At 74.4% G+C, this 18,754-nt stretch carries 16 protein-coding genes and 1 rRNA gene; 12 read left to right on the top strand and 5 right to left on the bottom strand.

The window, feature by feature from the left end:
- From rrf to OO47_RS05275, 3 genes are all read left to right on the top strand, one after another.
- Positions 1–95: ribosomal RNA gene (gene rrf / locus OO47_RS33860) — 5S ribosomal RNA — on the top strand; the annotation flags it as partial.
- 219 nt (positions 96–314) lie between these two features.
- Positions 315–557 (top strand): hypothetical protein, encoded by a 243-nt coding sequence (locus OO47_RS36760; RefSeq protein ID WP_051736382.1) that lies wholly within the window; start codon positions 315–317, stop codon positions 555–557.
- 424 nt (positions 558–981) lie between these two features.
- The gene (locus OO47_RS05275) at positions 982–1,770 is read left to right on the top strand and encodes a tetratricopeptide repeat protein (protein ID WP_234323083.1); all 789 of its coding nucleotides are present in this window, start codon (positions 982–984) and stop codon (positions 1,768–1,770) included.
- Between the two features lie 68 nt (positions 1,771–1,838).
- Here OO47_RS05275 and OO47_RS05270 read toward each other — a convergent pair whose 3' ends face one another.
- On the bottom strand, positions 1,839–3,134 hold the full coding sequence (locus tag OO47_RS05270; protein WP_030212609.1) for a DUF1015 domain-containing protein: 1,296 nt from the start codon (positions 3,132–3,134) through the stop codon (positions 1,839–1,841).
- 78 nt (positions 3,135–3,212) lie between these two features.
- On the opposite strand from OO47_RS05270, the gene OO47_RS05265 reads away from it, so the two are divergent.
- Together OO47_RS05265 and OO47_RS05260 are read left to right on the top strand one after the other, a co-directional pair.
- The gene (locus tag OO47_RS05265; protein ID WP_078489481.1) at positions 3,213–4,286 is read left to right on the top strand and encodes an HAD hydrolase-like protein; all 1,074 of its coding nucleotides are present in this window, start codon (positions 3,213–3,215) and stop codon (positions 4,284–4,286) included.
- Positions 4,287–4,411: 125 nt separating this feature from the next.
- The gene (locus OO47_RS05260) at positions 4,412–5,263 is read left to right on the top strand and encodes an ABC transporter ATP-binding protein (RefSeq protein ID WP_030212616.1); all 852 of its coding nucleotides are present in this window, start codon (positions 4,412–4,414) and stop codon (positions 5,261–5,263) included.
- A gap of 6 nt (positions 5,264–5,269) precedes the next feature.
- Here the strand turns inward: OO47_RS05260 and OO47_RS05255 are convergent, their stop codons facing one another.
- Complete coding sequence (locus OO47_RS05255) at positions 5,270–5,617, bottom strand: SCP2 sterol-binding domain-containing protein (RefSeq protein WP_030212621.1); 348 nt, start codon at positions 5,615–5,617, stop codon at positions 5,270–5,272.
- Between the two features lie 42 nt (positions 5,618–5,659).
- On the opposite strand from OO47_RS05255, the gene OO47_RS05250 reads away from it, so the two are divergent.
- The 6 genes from OO47_RS05250 to OO47_RS05225 all read left to right on the top strand — a co-directional run bounded on the left by OO47_RS05250 (position 5,660) and on the right by OO47_RS05225 (position 11,460).
- A complete protein-coding gene (locus OO47_RS05250) occupies positions 5,660–5,974 on the top strand; it encodes a hypothetical protein (protein ID WP_030212623.1) in 315 nt (104 codons plus the stop codon).
- A 7-nt stretch (positions 5,975–5,981) separates the two neighbouring features.
- Entirely contained in the window at positions 5,982–6,797 is an 816-nt protein-coding gene (locus tag OO47_RS05245) for a TlyA family RNA methyltransferase (protein WP_030212626.1), read from the top strand.
- Positions 6,794–7,717 (top strand): NAD kinase, encoded by a 924-nt coding sequence (locus tag OO47_RS05240; protein ID WP_030212629.1) that lies wholly within the window; start codon positions 6,794–6,796, stop codon positions 7,715–7,717. The genes OO47_RS05245 and OO47_RS05240 overlap by 4 nt, the downstream gene beginning before the upstream one ends.
- An 89-nt stretch (positions 7,718–7,806) precedes the next feature.
- Positions 7,807–9,555 (top strand): DNA repair protein RecN, encoded by a 1,749-nt coding sequence (gene recN / locus OO47_RS05235; RefSeq protein WP_033208114.1) that lies wholly within the window; start codon positions 7,807–7,809, stop codon positions 9,553–9,555.
- Entirely contained in the window at positions 9,552–10,271 is a 720-nt protein-coding gene (locus OO47_RS05230; RefSeq protein WP_030212635.1) for a hypothetical protein, read from the top strand. Before recN ends, OO47_RS05230 begins: the two co-directional genes overlap by 4 nt.
- A gap of 109 nt (positions 10,272–10,380) precedes the next feature.
- Entirely contained in the window at positions 10,381–11,460 is a 1,080-nt protein-coding gene (locus OO47_RS05225) for a glycosyltransferase family 4 protein (protein WP_030212637.1), read from the top strand.
- 39 nt (positions 11,461–11,499) lie between these two features.
- Here OO47_RS05225 and OO47_RS05220 read toward each other — a convergent pair whose 3' ends face one another.
- The 3 genes from OO47_RS05220 to OO47_RS05210 all read right to left on the bottom strand — a co-directional run bounded on the left by OO47_RS05220 (position 11,500) and on the right by OO47_RS05210 (position 16,590).
- The gene (locus OO47_RS05220; protein WP_030212643.1) at positions 11,500–13,128 is read right to left on the bottom strand and encodes a PucR family transcriptional regulator; all 1,629 of its coding nucleotides are present in this window, start codon (positions 13,126–13,128) and stop codon (positions 11,500–11,502) included.
- Between the two features lie 168 nt (positions 13,129–13,296).
- Complete coding sequence (locus OO47_RS05215; RefSeq protein ID WP_030212646.1) at positions 13,297–14,688, bottom strand: FAD-binding oxidoreductase; 1,392 nt, start codon at positions 14,686–14,688, stop codon at positions 13,297–13,299.
- 99 nt (positions 14,689–14,787) lie between these two features.
- Positions 14,788–16,590 carry a glycoside hydrolase family 15 protein gene (locus tag OO47_RS05210; protein WP_030212650.1) on the bottom strand — a complete coding sequence of 601 codons (1,803 nt, stop codon included), beginning with the start codon at positions 16,588–16,590 and terminating at the stop codon, positions 14,788–14,790.
- 512 nt (positions 16,591–17,102) lie between these two features.
- Between OO47_RS05210 and OO47_RS05205 the strand changes: the two genes are divergently transcribed.
- Positions 17,103–18,752, top strand: coding sequence for a CTP synthase (locus tag OO47_RS05205; RefSeq protein ID WP_030212653.1), 1,650 nt, complete (start codon positions 17,103–17,105; stop codon positions 18,750–18,752).
- Positions 18,753–18,754 lie beyond the last annotated feature (2 nt).

The following is an 18,754-nucleotide window of genomic DNA, read 5'->3' as shown; positions in this document are numbered from 1 at the left end:
AAACGCCCGGTTACATTCCGAACCCGGAAGCTAAGCCTTTCAGCGCCGATGGTACTGCAGGGGGGACCCTGTGGGAGAGTAGGACACCGCCGAACAATTCTTCAGGACCCCTGGTCCCAGCGTTCATGCTGGGACCAGGGGTCCTTTTGTTTTTCCCTGATTTTTCTCCACTGCGCGGCGGAGTGCCGGCTGCGCGAGAATGACTGCAGTACCCGAAGACAGGAGTCACGACCATGCCCACCAACTCTCCCGACGACCGTCCGGAGCGCGAGCCGCGTCGCAGGGACGGTGCTGGTGGCGACCGGGGAGGCTTGATGAGCGTCGTGACGACCGGCCCTCCTTCCGGCGCGACGACCGTCCCTCGTACCAGCGTGACGACCGTCGGGACGACAACCGTGGCGGTGGGTTCCGGCGTGACGACAACCGCGGTGGCGGCTTCCGCCGTGACGACCGGGGTGGCGACAACCGGGGCGGGTTCCGCCGTGACGAGCGCGGTGGGGACAGCCGTGGCGGGGACAACCGTGGCGGTGGTTTCCGCCGTGACGACCGGCGTGTGATGAGCGTCGTGACGACCGGCCCTCCTTCCGGCGCGACGACCGTCCCTCGTACCAGCGTGACGACCGTCGGGACGACAACCGTGGCGGTGGGTTCCGTCGTGACGACCGGGGTGGTGACAGCCGTGGTGGTGGCTTCCGGCGTGACGAGCGGCCGTCGTTCCGGCGCGATGACCGTCCCTCGTACCAGCGTGACGACCGTCGGGACGACAACCGTGGCGGTGGGTTCCGGCGTGACGACCGGGGCGGTGGCTTCCGGCGTGACGACAACCGGGGTGGCGGCGGGTTCCGGCGGGACGACAGCCGGGGCGGTGGCTTCCGGCGGGACGACCGGGGCGGCGACAGCCGTGGTGGGTACGGGCGCCGTGACGACCGGGGCGGTCGGGACCGTGACCGGGACCGTGGTGACCGCGCGCCCATCAAGCGGCTGCCGATCCCGCCGGAGGTCACCGGCGAGGAGATCGACCCGGACGTGCGCCAGGAGCTGATGAGCCTGCCCAAGGGGCTCGCCGAGGACGTCTCGCGCAACCTGGTCATGGTCGCCCAGCTCATCGACGAGGACCCGGAGAAGGCCTACGGGTACTCCAGGGTCGCCCTGCGGCTCGCCTCCCGCGTCGCCGCCGTCCGCGAGGCCGCCGGCTTCGCCGCGTACGCCACGCAGAAGTACTCCGAGGCGCTGGCCGAGTTCCGGGCCGCGCGGCGGATGAGCGGCGGTGTCGAGCTGTGGCCCGTCATGGCCGACTGCGAGCGCGGCCTCGGCCGGCCCGAGCGGGCGCTCGCGATGGCCGGTGAGCCCGAGGTGCAGAAGCTGGACAAGGCAGGGCAGGTCGAGATGCGGCTCGTGGCCGCCGGCGCCCGCCGGGACATGGGGCAGCTCGACGCCGCCATCGTGACGCTGCAGAGCCCTGAGCTCGCCTCCGGCGCCGTTCACCCGTGGACCGCGCGCCTGCGGTACGCGTACGCCGACGCGCTCCTCGCCGCCGGGCGCGAGCAGGAGGCCCGGGAGTGGTTCGGGAAGGCCCTGGAGGCCGACAAGGACGGCGCCACGGACGCCTCCGACCGGCTCGCCGAGCTGGACGGTGTCGAGTTCGTCGACGCGTTCGACGACTCCGACGAGGACTCCGAGGAGGAGACCGGCGGCGTTGTCGCCGGTGACGTCGAGCTCGACGGCGACAGGCGTGACGACCGTGACGACCGTGACGGCGACAAGGGCTGATCCCGGTCGGTGAGTGAGAAGGGCGGCACCCCTCCGGGGGCGCCGCCCTTCTGCGTCTCCGGTGTTCCTCAGTCCAGCGCGAGGCTTCTGAGGACCAGGCCCGTCGCCGGCTTCGGGCCGAAGGAGGTCGACTTGCGGGGCATCGTGATGCCCTGGCGGGCCAGGTCCCGGACGACCTCCTCGCGCACCGGGTGCATGAGGACCGCCGTACCGCCGCGGCGTTCCGCCTGGGCGACCGCGGCCTCGGCGTCGTGGATGTAGGCGATGTCCTCCGGGGCGTCCGGGACGTGCCAGACGTGCTCCAGGAGGGCGGAGTGCAGGACGGTCGCGTCCAGCGTCCGCCAAGCCTCGGGGCGGTCCGTGCGGACCGCGCGGTCCAGGAGGGCCGGGTCCGGGCGGTCCAGGAGATGGAAGGCGCCGTCGCCCGCGAGGAGGAAGGCGTTGCCGTCGGCCGCGGCCGACGCGAGGGCCTCCAGGGCCTCCGGGAGGGGCGCGTCGAGGCGGCGCACCCGGAAGGAGCCCTCGACGGCCGCGAGGGCGTCGGCGACCGGGAGGCGGTTGAGGAGGCGGTGGATGGCGCGGACCCGCAGCGGGTGGCGGGCGGTGTCGACCAGGAGGACCAGGCCGTAGTTCCAGGGGCCCGGCGCGACGTGCTCCTCGCGCAGGCGCAGGTACGTCGCCCAGCGGTGGTGGCCGTCGGCGATGAGGGCCTGGTGGCGGCCGAGGTCCGCGGCGACGGCCGCCTGTTCGGCCGGGTCGGTCACCGCCCACAGGCGGTGGCAGAAGCCGTCCTCGGTGGTGGTGGAGAGGAGCGGTTCGCGTTCCGCGGTCCGCTCGATCACCGCGCCCGCGCCGCCGTTCTCCTCGCCGACGTAGGTGAGGAGCAGGGGTTCGAGGTTGGCCGCGGTCGTCCGCATCAGGGCGGCGCGGTCCTCGACCACGTGCGGCATCACGTCCTCGTGCGGGAGGACGACGCCCGCCTCGGGCGGGGAGAGCTCCAGGGCCCCGATGATCCCGCGCTGGAGGATCCCGTCGCCGCGCTGCTCGTACACGTAGAGCGCGGGTGCCGGGTCGGGGGCCAGGACGCCGTCCGCGAGCCAGCGGTCGAGGGTGACGGCGGCCTTGCGGTGGCGGGTGCCGGCGGTGAGCGCCTGAGGGAGGATCAGCCGGACGATGTTGTGCGGGTCCGCCGACTCCAGGTGGAGCAGCCCGTCAGGTCGGACGACGACGTCGTAGGGAGGGGACGTCACGGCGGCGAGGCTGCCGACCCGCTCGGGGACGTACCGGAGCCCGCGGAACGGGGCCAGGCGCAGCCCTGCGGTGTCGTCGCGGACATCGGCGGCCGCGTGACCTGAGGTGTTCATCTCGACATCGTATGTGGGCCGGGGCATGAGCGATGATCGGGGGAGCGGGAACCACGACCGGTGAGGCGAGGAGCGAGCGTGACGGTGCACGGTGGCCAGGGACGGCAGGGCGGCGGCAGGACGCGGCCGGGGGGCAGCGCGGAGCCGCTGAGCGGGGCGTACGACACGGCCCTCCTCGATCTGGACGGGGTCGTGTACGCGGGCGGTCTGGCCGTCCCGTACGCCGTCGAGTCCCTCGGGGCGGCCCGGGACGGCGGGATGCGCCTCGCGTACGTCACCAACAACGCGCTGCGGACGCCGGAGGCGGTCGCGCAGCACCTCACGGAGCTGGGGGTGCCGGCGGAGGCCGGGGACGTGGTCACCTCGGCGCAGGCCGTCGCCCGGCTGATCGCGGACGAGGTGCCGGCCGGGTCACGGGTGCTGCTCATCGGCGGCGAGGGGCTCGCGGTGGCGCTGCGCGAGCGGGGTCTGGTGCCGGTGGAGTCGGCGGACGACGAACCGGTGGCGGTCGTACAGGGGTACGGCGGGCCCGAGCTGCCGTGGAAGCGGTTCGCGGAGGCGGCGTACGCGGTGGGGCGGGGCGTGCCGTGGTACGCCTCCAACACGGATCTGACGATCCCCGGGGCGCGCGGGATCGGGCCGGGGAACGGGGCGGCCGTGGAGGTCGTGCGGATCGCCACCGGTGGACGTCACGAGCCGAAGGTGGCGGGGAAGCCACTGCCGCCGATGCACCGGGAGACGGTGCTGCGGACCGGGGCGGAGCGGCCGCTCGTCGTCGGGGACCGGCTCGACACGGACATCGAGGGCGCGTTCAACGGCGGGGTGGACTCGCTGCTCGTCCTGACCGGGGTGACGGACGTGCCGCAGCTGCTCGCGGCCGCGCCCGAGCACCGGCCGACCTATGTGGCGGCCGATCTGCGGGGGCTGCTCACGGGGCAGCCGGAGGTGGTCGCCGAGGGGGACGGCGGGTTCGTGTGCGGGGCGTGGCGGGCCTCGGTGAGCGGGGGCGTGCTGGTGGTCGAGCCCGTGTCGGCCGGTGACGCCGATCCCATGGACGGCGTACGGGCGCTGTGCGGGGCCGCGTGGTCGGCGGCGGAGTCCGGCGGGGGCGTCCCGGACGGCGGGAAGGCGCTCGCGCGGCTGGGCCTGTAGCCCCGGAGCGGTGGCGGGCGCCTGCGGGGCGGTGGGGGAAATTGGGTAGGCTAACCTAACTCCGCGTGGTTCGTGGTCGTCGTCGCCCGCCACGGTCACGGACGAGGACAACGGGAGTCGCGGGTATGACGGGTACGGACGGTCGGCAGGCGCAGCGCCTGAGCGCGGAAGCGGTCACCCTGGCGTACGAGCAGCGGGTCATCGCCCGCGATCTGTCCGTCGAGATCCCCGACAACTCCTTCACCGTCATCGTCGGGCCGAACGCCTGCGGCAAGTCCACCCTGCTGCGCGCCCTCTCCCGGATGCTGAAGCCCACCGAGGGGCGCGTCCTGCTCGACGGGCAGTCGATCCACTCCCTGCCCGCCAAGAAGGTCGCCAAGACCCTCGGGCTGCTGCCCCAGACCTCCCTGGCCCCCGACGGCATCACCGTCTCCGACCTCGTCGCGCGCGGCCGCTACCCGCACCAGGGGCTGCTGCGCCAGTGGTCCCCCGAGGACGAGCGGATCACCCGGGAGTCGATGGAGGCGACCGGCGTCGCCGAGCTGGCCGACCGGTACGTGGACGAGCTCTCCGGCGGCCAGCGCCAGCGCGTCTGGATCGCCATGGCGCTCGCCCAGCAGACCCCGCTGCTCCTGCTCGACGAGCCGACGACGTACCTCGACATCCAGCACCAGATCGACGTCCTCGACCTGTGCGCCGAACTGCACGAGACGCAGGGGCGCACGCTCGTCGCCGTCCTGCACGACCTCAACCACGCCGCCCGGTACGCGACCCATCTCATCGCCGTCCGCGCCGGCGAGGTGGTCGCCGAGGGGCCGCCGTCCGAGGTCGTGACCGCCGAGCTGGTCGAGCGGGTCTTCGGGCTCCGCTGCCAGGTCATCGAGGACCCGGAGACGGGGACGCCGCTGGTCGTGCCCGCCGGGCGGAGGGCGCGCGCCACCACCGCCGCGACGGCGGGGCCCGCGCTGCGGAAGTGAGCCGCGCTACAGAAGTGAGCGCAGCCGCAGGAGGTCGCGGAAGCCGGCCTCCAGCCTGACCCGGCCCGAGGCCCAGGCCTTCGCGAAGTTCAGCCGCCCGTCGACCATCGCCACCAGGTCGTCCCCGGTCATCGCGAGCCGGATCTGCGCCTTGGCCTGCGGCGGGCCCTGCACGGTGGAGTCCACCCGGATCCGGCCGTCCGCCAGGCGGCCCGTGAAGGTCGTGTCCAGGTCGGTGACGTGGCAGCTCAGGCTGCGGTCGAGCGCGGCCGCGCCGCGCACGTCGCCGTCGGCCCGCGCGAGGTTGTCGGAAAGTCTGTCCAGTGCGCCGCGGCACTCCGTGATCGTCGCCATCGCCGTCGACGGTACCCCAGGGCTTCGCGGTAGCGTCGGGGCATGAGCGACGCGATGCCGGAGCCGGTGGTGGGACCGGTGACCGAACCGGCCGAGGAAGGGCCGGCCGAGGAAGGGTTCGGGACGGCGGCGGGCGAGGCGTCGGACGAGCCTGCCGCCGCCGCCCCGCTCGGGGTCGTCCGGGAGCCGACCGGCCACCCCGCCGTCGACGCCCGCCTCGCGCGTCTCGCCGGGGTCGACGCCCTCCCGGCGGACGGACACCTGGAGGTGTACGAGGATGTACACCGTGGCCTGCGCGACGAGCTGACCTCGCTCGACGCGCACCCCGCCCCCCGTCCGTACGACAACAGGAGCTGAACAGAACGTGGCAGGAGTGGCACGCCGCCGTCTCGACGCCGAGCTGGTCCGGCGCAAGCTCGCGCGCTCGCGGGAGCACGCGGGGCAGCTGATCGCCGCGGGCCGGGTGACCGTCGGCAGGACCGTCGCCACCAAGCCCGCCACCCAGGTCGAGACCGCCGCGGCCATCGTCGTCGCGCAGGACGCCTCCGACCCCGACTACGTCTCGCGCGGCGGCCACAAGCTCGCAGGGGCCTTCGAGGCCTTCGTGCCGCGGGGGCTCGTGGTCGAGGGGCGGCGCGCCCTCGACGCCGGGGCCTCCACCGGCGGTTTCACGGACGTCCTGCTGCGGGCGGGCGCGGCCCACGTCGTGGCCGTCGACGTCGGCTACGGGCAGCTCGCCTGGTCGCTGCAGAGCGACGAGCGGGTCACCGTGAAGGACCGTACGAACGTACGCGAGTTGACGTTGGACGCCCTCGACGGCGTCCCCGTCGACCTCGTCGTCGGAGACCTGTCCTTCATCCCGCTCGGCCTCGTCCTGCCCGCCCTGGCGTCCTGCACGGCGCCCGGCGCCGACCTCGTCCTCATGGTGAAGCCGCAGTTCGAGGTGGGCAAGGAGCGGCTCGGCTCGGGCGGGGTCGTCCGTTCCGCCGAACTCCGGGCCGACGCGGTGAAGAACGTGGCCCGGCGGGCCGGCGAGCTCGGGCTCGGTGTCCTCGGCGTCACCGCCAGCCCGCTGCCCGGCCCCTCCGGCAACGTCGAGTACTTTCTGTGGCTGCGGGCAGGGGCGCCCGCGCTGGATCCGGCGGATGTCGACCGCGCCGTGGCGGAGGGACCTCGTTGAGCTCAACGACAGCACCACCAGAGACCGCACCACGTACCGTCTTCCTGCTCGCGCACACCGGCCGGCCGGCCGCCGTGCGCAGCGCCGAACTGGTCGTCCAGGGGCTGCTGCGCTCCGGTCTCGGCGTCCGCGTCCTGGAGGCCGAGGCGGCGGACCTGCCGCTGCCGTCCTCCGTGCAGAAGGTCCCCGAGGCCTGCTCCGAGGCGATCGACGACTGCGAACTCCTCGTCGTCCTCGGCGGTGACGGCACCCTGCTGCGCGGCGCCGAGTTCTCCCGCGCGTCCGGGGTGCCGATGCTCGGCGTCAACCTGGGGCGGGTCGGCTTCCTCGCGGAGGCCGAGCGCGACGACCTCGACAAGGTCGTGGACCGGGTCGTCACCCGGGCGTACGAGGTCGAGGAGCGGATGACCCTCGACGTCACCGTCTACCAGAACGGCGACGTCCTGCACCGGGACTGGGCGCTCAACGAGGCGGCCGTGCAGAAGGTGTCACCGGAGCGGATGCTGGAGGTCGTGCTCGCGATCGACGGGCGCCCGGTGACCGGCTTCGGCTGTGACGGGGTGATCTGCGCGACACCGACGGGCTCCACCGCGTACGCCTTCTCGGCGGGCGGGCCGGTGATCTGGCCCGAGGTCGAGGCGCTGCTCATGGTCCCCATCGGGGCCCACGCCCTCTTCGCCAAGCCGCTGGTGACCACCCCCGAGTCGGTGCTCGCCGTCGAGGTCGAGCCGCACACCCCGCACGGGGTGCTGTGGTGCGACGGGCGGCGGACGGTGGAGCTCCCGGCGGGCGCGCGGGTCGAGGTCCGGCGGGGTGCCGTCCCGGTCCGGCTCGCCCGGCTGCACCACGCCTCCTTCACGGACCGGCTCGTCGCCAAGTTCGCCCTTCCCGTGTCGGGGTGGCGGGGCGCCCCGCGCTGACCGGCCCCGCACCCGCCGGGTACCGGAACGATCGGCGCGCCGGAGGGTTACGGCCGGGGCGATGTCGCATCGGACCAGGGAAACCTCGTATGGTCTGGGGCGTGCTGGAGGAGATGCGGATACGGTCGCTCGGGGTCATCGACGACGCTGTGGTCGAGTTGTCGCCCGGCTTCACCGCGGTGACCGGTGAGACCGGTGCGGGCAAGACCATGGTCGTGACCAGTCTGGGGCTGCTGCTCGGCGGACGGGCCGACCCGGCGCTCGTACGGATCGGCGCGGCCTCGGCCGTGGTCGAGGGGCGGATCAGCGTGCCCCCGGGCGCGCCCGCCGCCGTGCGCGCCGAGGAGGCCGGGGCCGAGCTGGACGAGGGGGTCCTGCTCGTCAGCCGTACCGTCTCGGCCGAGGGGCGCTCCCGGGCCCACCTCGGCGGGCGCTCCGTGCCCGTCGGGCTGCTCGCCGAGCTCGCGGACGAACTCGTCGCCGTCCACGGCCAGACCGACCAGCAGGGCCTGCTCAAGCCCGCCCGGCAGCGCGGCGCGCTCGACCGGTACGCGGGCGAGGCCGTCTCGGTGCCGCTCGCGGCCTACGGCGAGGCGTACCGGCGGCTGCGGGCCGTCACCGCCGAGCTGGACGAGATCACCACCCGGGCCAGGGAACGCGCCCAGGAGGCCGATCTGCTGCGCTTCGGCCTCGAAGAGGTCGAGGCCGTCGCCCCGCTGCCCGGCGAGGACGCCGAACTGGCCGCCGAGGCCGAGCGGCTCGGGCACGCCGAGGCCCTCGCCTCCGCCGCCGCGCTCGCGCACGCCGCGCTCGCGGGCTCGCCCGAGGACCCCGAGTCCGTGGACGCCACCACGCTCGTCGCGGGTGCGGGCCGGGCCCTGGAGGCCGTGCGGTCGCACGATCCGGCGCTCGCCGCGCTCGCGGACCGGATGGGGGAGATCTCCATCCTGCTCGCCGACGTGGCGACCGAGCTGGCCGGGTACGCCGACGACCTGGACGCCGACCCGCTGCGGCTCGCCGCCGTCGAGGAGCGGCGCGCGGCCCTCACCCAGCTGATCCGGAAGTACGGGGACGGGGAGGGCACGGCGGCCGTCCTGGCCTGGGCGGAGGAGAGCGCGGCCCGGCTCGGCGAGCTGGACAACGACGACGACCGCATCGAGGAGCTGACCGCCGAGCGGGACCGGCTGCGCGACGAGCTGTCGGCGCTCGCGCAGCGGCTCACCGACGCGCGGACGGAGGCGGCGGACCGGTTCGCGGCCGCCGTCACGGCCGAACTCGCCTCGCTCGCCATGCCGCACGCGCGCGTGTCCTTCTCCCTCGCCCAGACCGAGGACCCCGAGGGCGTCGAGGTCGGCGGCCGGCGGGTCGCGTACGGGCCGTCCGGGGCCGACGAGGTCGAGTTGCTGCTCGCCCCGCACCCCGGCGCCCCGCCGCGCCCGATCGCCAAGGGCGCGTCGGGCGGCGAGCTGTCCCGGGTGATGCTGGCCGTCGAGGTCGTCTTCGCCGGGGTGGACCCGGTGCCCACGTACCTCTTCGACGAGGTCGACGCGGGCGTCGGCGGCAAGGCGGCCGTCGAGATCGGCCGCCGCCTCGCCAAGCTCGCCAGGACCGCGCAGGTCGTCGTCGTCACCCACCTCCCGCAGGTCGCGGCCTTTGCCGACCGCCAGCTCCTCGTGGAGAAGACCAACGACGGCTCCGTGACCCGCTCGGGCGTCACCGTCCTGGAGGGCGAGGAGCGGGTCCGCGAGCTGTCCCGGATGCTCGCGGGCCAGGAGGACTCCGAGACGGCCCGCGCCCACGCGGAGGAACTCCTCGCGGCGGCACGGGCGGACGGGTGAGGCGCCTCGCCGCGTTCGGCCTGGCCGGCGCGGTGACGCGGGGGGTGTACGAGGGGCTGCGGAGGCTCCCGCGCGACGCGCGGTGGACGCGGACGAACCACGCCGGGCGCGAGGTCGACCTGTACGCCGGGCCCGCCGTCGTCCTCGGGACGGCGGCCGGGAGCGGCAGCGCGCCCGTCGCGTTCGCCGTGCTCGCGGCCGGGGCGTGCGGGGCGTACGACGACGTGAGGGGGGATCACCGGCGCGGTCTCCGGGCGCACTCGGCGGCGCTGCGGGACGGCGAGGTGACCAGCGGGGCCGTCAAGCTCCTCGGGATCGGGGCCGCCTCGCTCGTGGCCGGGGCGCTCCTCAAGGAGCGGCCGGTGGACAAGGTCCTCGCCGGGATCGTCGTCGCGGGCAGCGCCCACCTGGTGAACCTCGTGGACGTGCGGCCGGGGCGCGCCGGTCTGGCCGTGCTCGCGCTCGCCGCCCCCGGACTGCTGCGCGGCTCGCCCGCCGCCGCCCCCATGGGGGCCGTCGCCGCGGTCCTCGCGGACGACCTCGGGGAGTCGACCATGCTCGGCGACGCGGGCGCGCACGCGCTCGGCGCCGCCGTCGGCGGCGCCGTCGTGGCCGGGAGCGGGCGGCTCGGGCTCGCCGCGCACGCGGTCGCGCTCGTCGCCGCCGCCGTGTGGGGGGAGCGCGCGACCTCTTCACGCGCTCACCCGTGTGGGTGAACCCGTGGGGTGAGCGGGGGCGTCGGGCGCCCTCCGCGCAAGGGAACGGCTCCATCTCGGTGCCGGAACGTGCGTACGGTCCCGGGCCCGGACTGGCATTCTTGGGCGCGTGACACAGCTCCGTACGGTCCACGTGCTGGGCGGCGGCAGCGCGGGCAGCAGCGCGCACGTCCGATCACTCGCCTCGGGGCTTGTGGCGAGGGGCGTGCGGGTGACCGTGTGCGCCCCTCCCGAACTCGACCGCCTCCACGACTACCCCGGCGCCGGCGCGCACTTCGTGCCGCTGCCGCGCCTCGGCGACCCCGCGGCCGTCACCGCCCTGCGCAACACCTGCATCGGCGCGGACGTGGTCCACGCGCACGGCCTCCAGGCCTCCGTACGGGCCGCGCTCGCGCTCTCCGGCGGGGCGCCGGTCCCGCTCGTGACGACCTGGCACACCCGCGGCCGTGCGGAGGGGGCGCGGGGCGGGGTCCTCCGGCTCCTCGAACGGCGGACCGTGCGGGCCGCGAGCGTCGTCCTCGCCACCACCTCCGAACTGGTCGACCGGGCCCGGCGGCGCGGCGCCCGCGACGCCCGGCTCGCCCCCGTCACCCTGCCCGCCGCCCGCGGCCCGGTCTGCCTCCACGACGGCAAGGCGCGCGCCGAACTCGGCGCCGTCGACCGGCCGCTGCTGATGGCCGTCGGAGCGCTCGAACGCGGCCGGGGGTACCGGACCCTGCTCGACGCGGCCCGGCGGTGGCGGGACCTCGACCCGCAGCCGCTCCTCGTCATCGCCGGAGAGGGGCGCGAACGGGCCCTGCTCCAGCGGCGGATCACCGACGAGGACCTGCCGGTCCGGCTGATCGGGAGCCGCGAGGACGTCGCCGAACTGCTCGCGGCGGCGGACGTCGCGGTCCTCCCGTCCCGCTGGGAGGCCCGCTCCCCGCTCGCCCAGGAGGCGCTGCGCCTCGGCGTGCCGCTCGTCGCCACGGCGGTCGGCGGGGTGCCCGAACTCGTCGGCGACGCCGCCGAACTGGTCCCGTACGGGGACTCCGCGGCCCTCGCGGCGGTGGTGCGGGGACTCCTGGAGGACGCCGACCGGCGGATGGACCTGGCGGCCGCGGGCCGGGTCCAGGCGGGCACGTGGCCGACCGAGGACGACACGGTCGCCCACGTGCTCAGCGTGTACGACGAGCTGGTGGGGCGCTGAGCGGGGGTCACGCCGAGCTGGTCGGGCGCCGAGCAGGGGTCACGGCGTGTGGCGGCGGGCCCTGAGGGCCAGGGAGAGGGCCAGGACCGTCTGGGGGTCGTCCAGGTCCGTGCCCAGGAGCTCCGAGATGCGGGCCAGGCGGTTGTAGAGGGTCTGCCGGTTGAGGTGCAGCTCGCGGGCCGTCTCCGCCTTGCGGCCCGCGTGCGCCAGATACGTCTCCAGGGTCGGCAGCAGCGGCGGCCGGGAGGTGCGGTCGTGCTCCTGGAGGGGGCCGATCGCGCGGTCCACGAAGGCCGCGAGGACCGTGTCCCCGTGGAAGTGCAGCCGCCAGAGCAGCAGGTCGATGTCGAGGCGCCGCGCGTCGTACCAGGGCAGGTCCGACAGGCCCTGCGCCGCCGTCGCCGTCTCCGCCGCGTGCCGCAGGCCCGCCGAGGCCGCCGCCCAGCCGCCCGCCACGCCCACCACGATCACCGGCGGGTGCGTGCCCGCCCGTTCCAGGCCGGCCCGCTCCACGCCCGCGCGCAGCGCCGCCGCGACCCGGTCCGCGACCGCCGTGCGCTCGGTCTCCGAACGCAGGCCGAGCAGGAGCGGGACCCGGCCCTCGACCGGGCGGACACCGAGCAGCACGGGCACTCCGACGGAGGACAGCTCCTCCAGGACCGCCCGGGCCAGCAGCGCCCAGTTCCCCGAGGGGGACAGCTCCGGGGCGAGGCGCATCACCACCGGCAGGAGCGGGCCGTCCCCGGGCCTGAAGCCGAGGACCCGGGCCTGTGCCGGGGCGTCCTCGGCCGTGATCCTGCCCTCCGCCAGGTCCGTCAGGAAGTCGCCCCGGCCGCGCGCGGCCAGCTCCTCCTCCTGCCGCGCCTGCATGAGGACGACCGCGAGGAGCCCGGCCGCCCGCTCGGCCGCCATCCGGTGGACGGGGGAGAGGGCGCCGGAGACCGCCAGGAGCACCAGGCGGGCCCGCACCGAGCCCGTACCGGGGCCGCCGCCGGGCACGTCCACCAGGACCGTGCCGGTGGGCGGGCCCGACTCGCGGGCCGCCCGGCCGCCGCGCAGCCCGTCCCACACCTGGAGCGGGTCGGCGGGCGCGGACTCGGTGCCCGCCGCGTACAGGAGCTGTCCGTCTGGGGTCTCCAGGAAGACCGGGTTGGCGGCGAAGTCGGAGAGGATCCGCAGCACCTGCGGGACCCCGCCGCCGCCGAGCAGGGCCTCCGTGCACTGCCGGTGGACCTCCTCGGCCCGTCGCTGGAGGGCGTAGTGGCCGTTGACGATCTCGGTGTGGATCTCCTCCGTCACCGTCACGAACGGCACCTCGCGGTGCAGCTGCACCAGCGGCAGGCCCGCCGTCCGCGCGGCCTCCACGATCGTCGCCGGGAGGCGGGCGAAGCGCGGCCCCAGCTCCACCACGAGCGCGGCGATGCCCCGGTCGGCGAGCCGCCGCACGAAGGCCCGCTGCTCGGCCGGCCGGGTCCCGAGCCCGAGGCCCGTGGTGAGCAGCAGCTCGCCGCCCTTGAGCAGCGACGCGATGTTCGGCACCTCGCCCGCGTGCACCCAGCGCACCGTCCGGTGCAGCCGGTCCGCGCCGACGACGACCTCCGGGAGCCCGCCGCGCAGGCCGGGGAGTTCGAGGGCCCGCTGCACGGTGATCCCGCCCTGGTTGTCCATGGCCCCGGACGCTACCCGCGTCCGACTTCCGGCGACATCACCCCACGGTCACGGCGCCGGACACTTCGTCCACCGGCCCGACAACTCGTCGCCCCCGGGAGGGGATTGCGCGATCGTGTGTCGAGTGTGTCCTGCGTCACCCCGGACGGGGCGGTCGGCGGGCGCCCCTCAGGCCGCCGGGACGATGTTGTGGTTGAAGCGGAACACGTTCTCGGGGTCGTACGCCGCCTTCACCCCGGCCAACCGCCGGACGTTCTCCGCGCCGAGGCCCGCCGCCACCCGGTCCGCGCCCTCGGAGCCGATGAAGTTCAGGTACACGGCGCCGACCGCCCACGGCCGCATGTCCGCCCGGACGTCCCGCACCCAGCGGATCACCCGTTCGTCCTCGGCCGGGTCCTCCCACACCCCGAAGGGGTGCACGCCCCACGGGGCCGTGCGCCACGGCAGCGGGTATCCGGGGGGCCCGCCCGCCACCCGCCCGCCCATCGGGAACACCAGGTGCTGCGTCCCGGTCGGCACCGGCATGTCCGCCGCCCGCGCGCAGAAGCGGTCCACGGCCCCGTCGGGGAAGGCGTCCAGGTACTCGGCCGACCAGTAGTTCCGCTGCCCGGGAGGGTCGTCCAGCATGCACTGGAAGTCGGCGTACGGGATCTCCGCCACCACCGTCGCCGCCGGGCCGAGCGCGAGCAGCGGCGCCACCGCCTCCCGCAGCTCCTCCTCCGGCCCGGCGTACGTGGTGAGCACGACGTAGACCGGTGTCCCCACCAGCTCCGGCGGTACGAAGTCCTCCGGCGGGGCCGTCAGACAGAGCACCGCGCCGCCCGCCGCGTCGGGGGCCGGGGCGTCGAACACGTCCCGGTACGCCCGGACCGCCTCGGGGCCCGCGTCCGGGGTGAACACCAGCAGCGCGAAGCAGAACTCCGGCAGCTCGTGCACCCGCAGCGTCAGCGAGGTCACCACCCCGAAGTTCCCGCCGCCGCCGTGCAGCGCCCAGAACAGCTCCGGGTTCTCCTCGGCGTCCGCGTGCACGTGCCGCCCCCCGGCCGTGACCAGCTCGGCGGAGAGCAGGTTGTCGCAGGCGAGGCCGAACCTCCGCTCCAGCCAGCCCGAACCGCCGCCGAGCGTGAACCCGCCGACCCCGGTCGTGGACGCCCGGCCGCCGGTCACCGCCACGTGGAACGGCTGGCAGGCGCGGTCCAGGTGCGCCATGGTCGCCCCGCCCCCGACCCGTACCGTCATGTGCTCGGGGTCCGCGACCACCGTGTGCATCCGGCGCAGGTCCACCACCAGGCCGCCGTCGTTGAGGGCCGTGCCGGCGACGGAGTGGCCGCCGCCGCGCACCGCGACCGGCAGGCCCGTCTCCCGGCCGAAGAGCACCGCGTTGGCGACGTCCTCGGGGGTGGCGCACTGGGCGACGACGGCCGGACGCCGGTCGATCATGCCGTTGAAGACGGTCCTCGCCGCGTCGTAGCCGGGGTCGTCCGGCACGAGGACCTCACCCGCCAGGTCCTCGCGGAGACCGGCCAGGGCGCTGTCGGGGACGGGCGTTCGGGGAGCCATGGGGTGCCCCCCTTCCTTGCGGGGGACAGGACCCTTTCATCGTAGGTCCGGCCCCCTGCCCGTGCGCCCCGGCCGCACCACCGGCCGCCGCGCGCCCCCTCAGCCGCCGTACGCGCCGCTCGCCGTCAGCCGCAGGGCCGTGTCGATCAGCGGGACGTGGCTGAAGGCCTGCGGGAAGTTGCCCACCTGGCGCTGGCGCACCGGGTCCCACTCCTCGGCGAGCAGCCCCAGGTCGTTGCGGAGCGCGAGCAGCTTCTCGAAGAGGGTCCGGGCCTCGTCGACCCGGCCGATCATCGCCAGGTCGTCGGCCAGCCAGAAGGAGCACGCCAGGAACGCGCCCTCGTCGCCCTCCAGGCCGTCCACGCCGGCCTCCTCGCCCGCCGTCGGGTAGCGCAGGACGAAGCCGTCCTCCGTGGACAGCTCCCGCTGGATCGCCTCGATCGTGCCGATGACCCGCTTGTCGTCCGGCGGCAGGAACCCCATCTGCGGGATCAGCAGCAGCGAGGCGTCCAGCTCCTTGGAGCCGTACGACTGCGTGAAGGTGTTCCGCTCCTTGTCGTAGCCCTTCTCGCACACGTCCCGGTGGATCTCGTCGCGCAGCTCGCGCCAGCGGTCGAGGGGCCCGTCGGCGTCCCCGGACTCGATCAGCTTGATCGTGCGGTCCACCGCCACCCAGGCCATCACCTTGGAGTGCACGAAGTGCCGGCGCGGGCCGCGGACCTCCCAGATGCCCTCGTCGGGCTGGTCCCAGTTCTTCTCCAGGTACTCGATCAGCTTCAGCTGGAGCAGGGAGGCGTAGTCGTTCCGGGACAGACCCGTCATGTGCGCCAGGTGCAGGGCCTCGGTGACCTCGCCGTACACGTCCAGCTGGAGCTGGTTCGCGGCGCCGTTGCCGACCCGGACCGGGGTGGAGCCCTCGTACCCCGGCAGCCAGTCCAGCTCGGCCTCGCCCAGCTCGCGCTCGCCCGCGATGCCGTACATGATCTGGAGGTTCTCCGGGTCGCCCGCGACGGCGCGGAGCAGCCAGTCCCGCCAGGCGCGGGCCTCCTCGCGGTAGCCGGTGCGCAGCATCGAGGAGAGGGTGATCGCCGCGTCCCGCAGCCAGGTGTAGCGGTAGTCCCAGTTCCGCACGCCGCCGATCTCCTCGGGCAGCGAGGTCGTCGGGGCGGCGACGATCCCGCCGGTCGGCGCGTACGTCAGCGCCTTCAGGGTGATCAGGGAGCGGACCACGGCCTCCCGGTAGGGGCCGTGGTACGTGCAGTGGTCGACCCACTCGCGCCAGAAGTCGGCGGTCGCCTCCAGGGAGCCCTCGGGGTCCGGCAGGCCCGGCGGCTCCTTGTGGGAGGGCTGCCAGGAGATCGTGAGGGCGACCCGCTCCCCGGGACCGACGGTGAACTCGGAGTACGTGGTGAGGTCCTCACCGTGGGTCTCGGCCTCCGTGTCCAGCCACACCGAGTCGGGCCCGGCGACCGCGACCGTGCGGTCCCCGACCTTGTGCACCCAGGGCACGATCCGGCCGTAGCTGAACCGCATCCGCAGCGCGGACCGCATCGGGACCCGGCCGGAGACGCCCTCGACGATCCGGATCAGCTGCGGCGCGCCGTCGCGCGGAGGCATGAAGTCGGTCACCCGGACCGTGCCGCGCGGGGTGTCCCACTCGGACTCCAGGATGAGCGAGTCCCCCCGGTAGCGGCGCCGGTCGGCGGGGGCCGGCTCGGCGTCCTCGGGGCCCGCGGGGGCCACCCGCCAGAACCCGTGTTCCTCGGTGCCGAGGAGTCCCGCGAAGATCGCGTGCGAGTCGAAGCGGGGCAGGCAGAGCCAGTCCACGCTGCCGTCCCGGCAGACCAGGGCAGCGGTCTGCATGTCTCCGATGAGTGCGTAATCCTCGATGCGCCCGGCCACGTGCTTCACTCCAGTCGAACGGCCATGTCCGCCCCTCGGGGCGCTTGCTCCAGATGCCCGGCCGCATATGCCGGCCGGGGTCCGAGTGTGTCAGCGGTCGGGGGGTCTGCGACAAGCCTCGGTCCGGGATGGGTCCCCGGGGTCCGGCCCCGGGGGGACAGGCGGTGGCGTCGTCGGCCGGCCGGCTCGGCGGGCCATGTCCGAGCAGGATACGTTGCGCCCGCACCATCCGTTGATCACACCAGTGACGTCGCTGCTCCAATCGGGTGAACCCCCTTTCCCCGTCCGGAGCCGGCCGGAGCCCCGGGTGCGTCGCCGTCCGTGAACACCCGGCTGCCACGTGTGGCCGGAAGCGGTCTCCCCGGGTCGCTGATACCCTGGTACCCCGTGGACCGGTGGGAAACGGCGACAGCCGAGGACCCCGCAACCGCAGCGACGGCACCCCCCGATTCTTCCGGAGGGGACGCCGGTACGCACCTCCAGAACGCGACCACGGGAGCCCCCTCTTGGCGATGCCGCCCAACACCACGACGACCAAGCACATCTTCGTCACCGGGGGTGTCGCCTCCTCCCTCGGCAAGGGCCTGACCGCCTCCAGCCTGGGTGCGCTCCTCAAGGCACGCGGCCTGCGGGTCACGATGCAGAAGCTCGACCCGTACCTGAACGTCGACCCCGGCACCATGAACCCGTTCCAGCACGGCGAGGTGTTCGTCACCAACGACGGCGCCGAGACCGACCTGGACATCGGCCACTACGAGCGCTTCCTCGACGTCGACCTCGACGGCTCGGCCAACGTCACCACCGGCCAGGTCTACTCGCAGGTCATCGCCAAGGAACGGCGCGGCGAGTACCTGGGCGACACCGTGCAGGTCATCCCGCACATCACCAACGAGATCAAGTCCCGGATCCGCCGCATGGCGACCGACGACGTCGACGTGGTCATCACCGAGGTCGGCGGCACCGTCGGCGACATCGAGTCCCTGCCGTTCCTGGAGACCGTCCGCCAGGTCCGCCACGAGGTCGGCCGCGACAACGTCTTCGTCGTGCACATCTCGCTGCTTCCCTACATCGGCCCGTCCGGCGAGCTGAAGACCAAGCCGACCCAGCACTCGGTCGCCGCCCTGCGCAACATCGGCATCCAGCCCGACGCGATCGTGCTGCGCGCCGACCGCGACGTCCCCACCGCCATCAAGCGCAAGATCTCGCTGATGTGCGACGTGGACGAGGCCGCCGTGGTCGCCGCCATCGACGCCAAGTCGATCTACGACATCCCGAAGGTGCTGCACACCGAGGGCCTGGACGCCTACGTCGTCCGCAAGCTCGACCTGCCCTTCCGCGACGTGGACTGGACCGTCTGGGAGGACCTCCTGGACCGCGTCCACAACCCGGAGCACGAGGTCACCGTCGCGCTCGTCGGCAAGTACATCGACCTGCCCGACGCCTACCTGTCGGTCACCGAGGCCATGCGGGCCGGCGGCTTCGCCAACAAGGCCCGGGTCAAGGTCAAGTGGGTCACCTCCGACGACTGCAAGACCCCGGCCGGCGCCGAGAAGCAGCTCGGCGACGTCGACGCGATCCTCATCCCCGGCGGCTTCGGCGACCGCGGCGTGAGCGGCAAGGTCGGCGCGATCCAGTACGCCCGCGAGCACAAGGTGCCGCTGCTCGGCATCTGCCTGGGCCTCCAGTGCATCGTCATCGAGGCCGCCCGGAACCTGGCCGACATCCCCGAGGCCAACTCCACCGAGTTCGACCCGGCCACCGCGCACCCCGTCGTCTCCACGATGGAGGAGCAGCTGGCGTACGTCGAGGGCGCGGGCGACCTGGGCGGGACGATGCGCCTGGGCCTGTACCCGGCGAAGCTCGCCGAGGGCTCGATCGTCCGCGAGGTCTACGGCGACGAGCCGTACGTCGAGGAGCGCCACCGCCACCGCTACGAGGTGAACAACGCGTACCGCGCGGAGCTGGAGAAGAAGGCCGGCCTGGTCTTCTCCGGCACCTCCCCGGACAACAAGCTGGTGGAGTACGTCGAGTACCCGCGCGAGGTCCACCCCTACCTGGTCGCCACCCAGGCGCACCCGGAGCTCCGCTCCCGCCCGACCCGTCCGCACCCGCTCTTCGCGGGCCTGGTGAAGGCCGCGGTGGAGCGCAAGACGGGCAAGTAGGG

Source organism: Streptomyces bikiniensis (assembly GCF_000716625.1).
In the GTDB taxonomy this organism is placed as follows: Bacteria; Actinomycetota; Actinomycetes; order Streptomycetales; family Streptomycetaceae; genus Streptomyces; species Streptomyces bikiniensis.
Note: the sequence above shows the minus strand (reverse complement) of the source record. Positions and strands in the feature narration are given on the sequence as shown.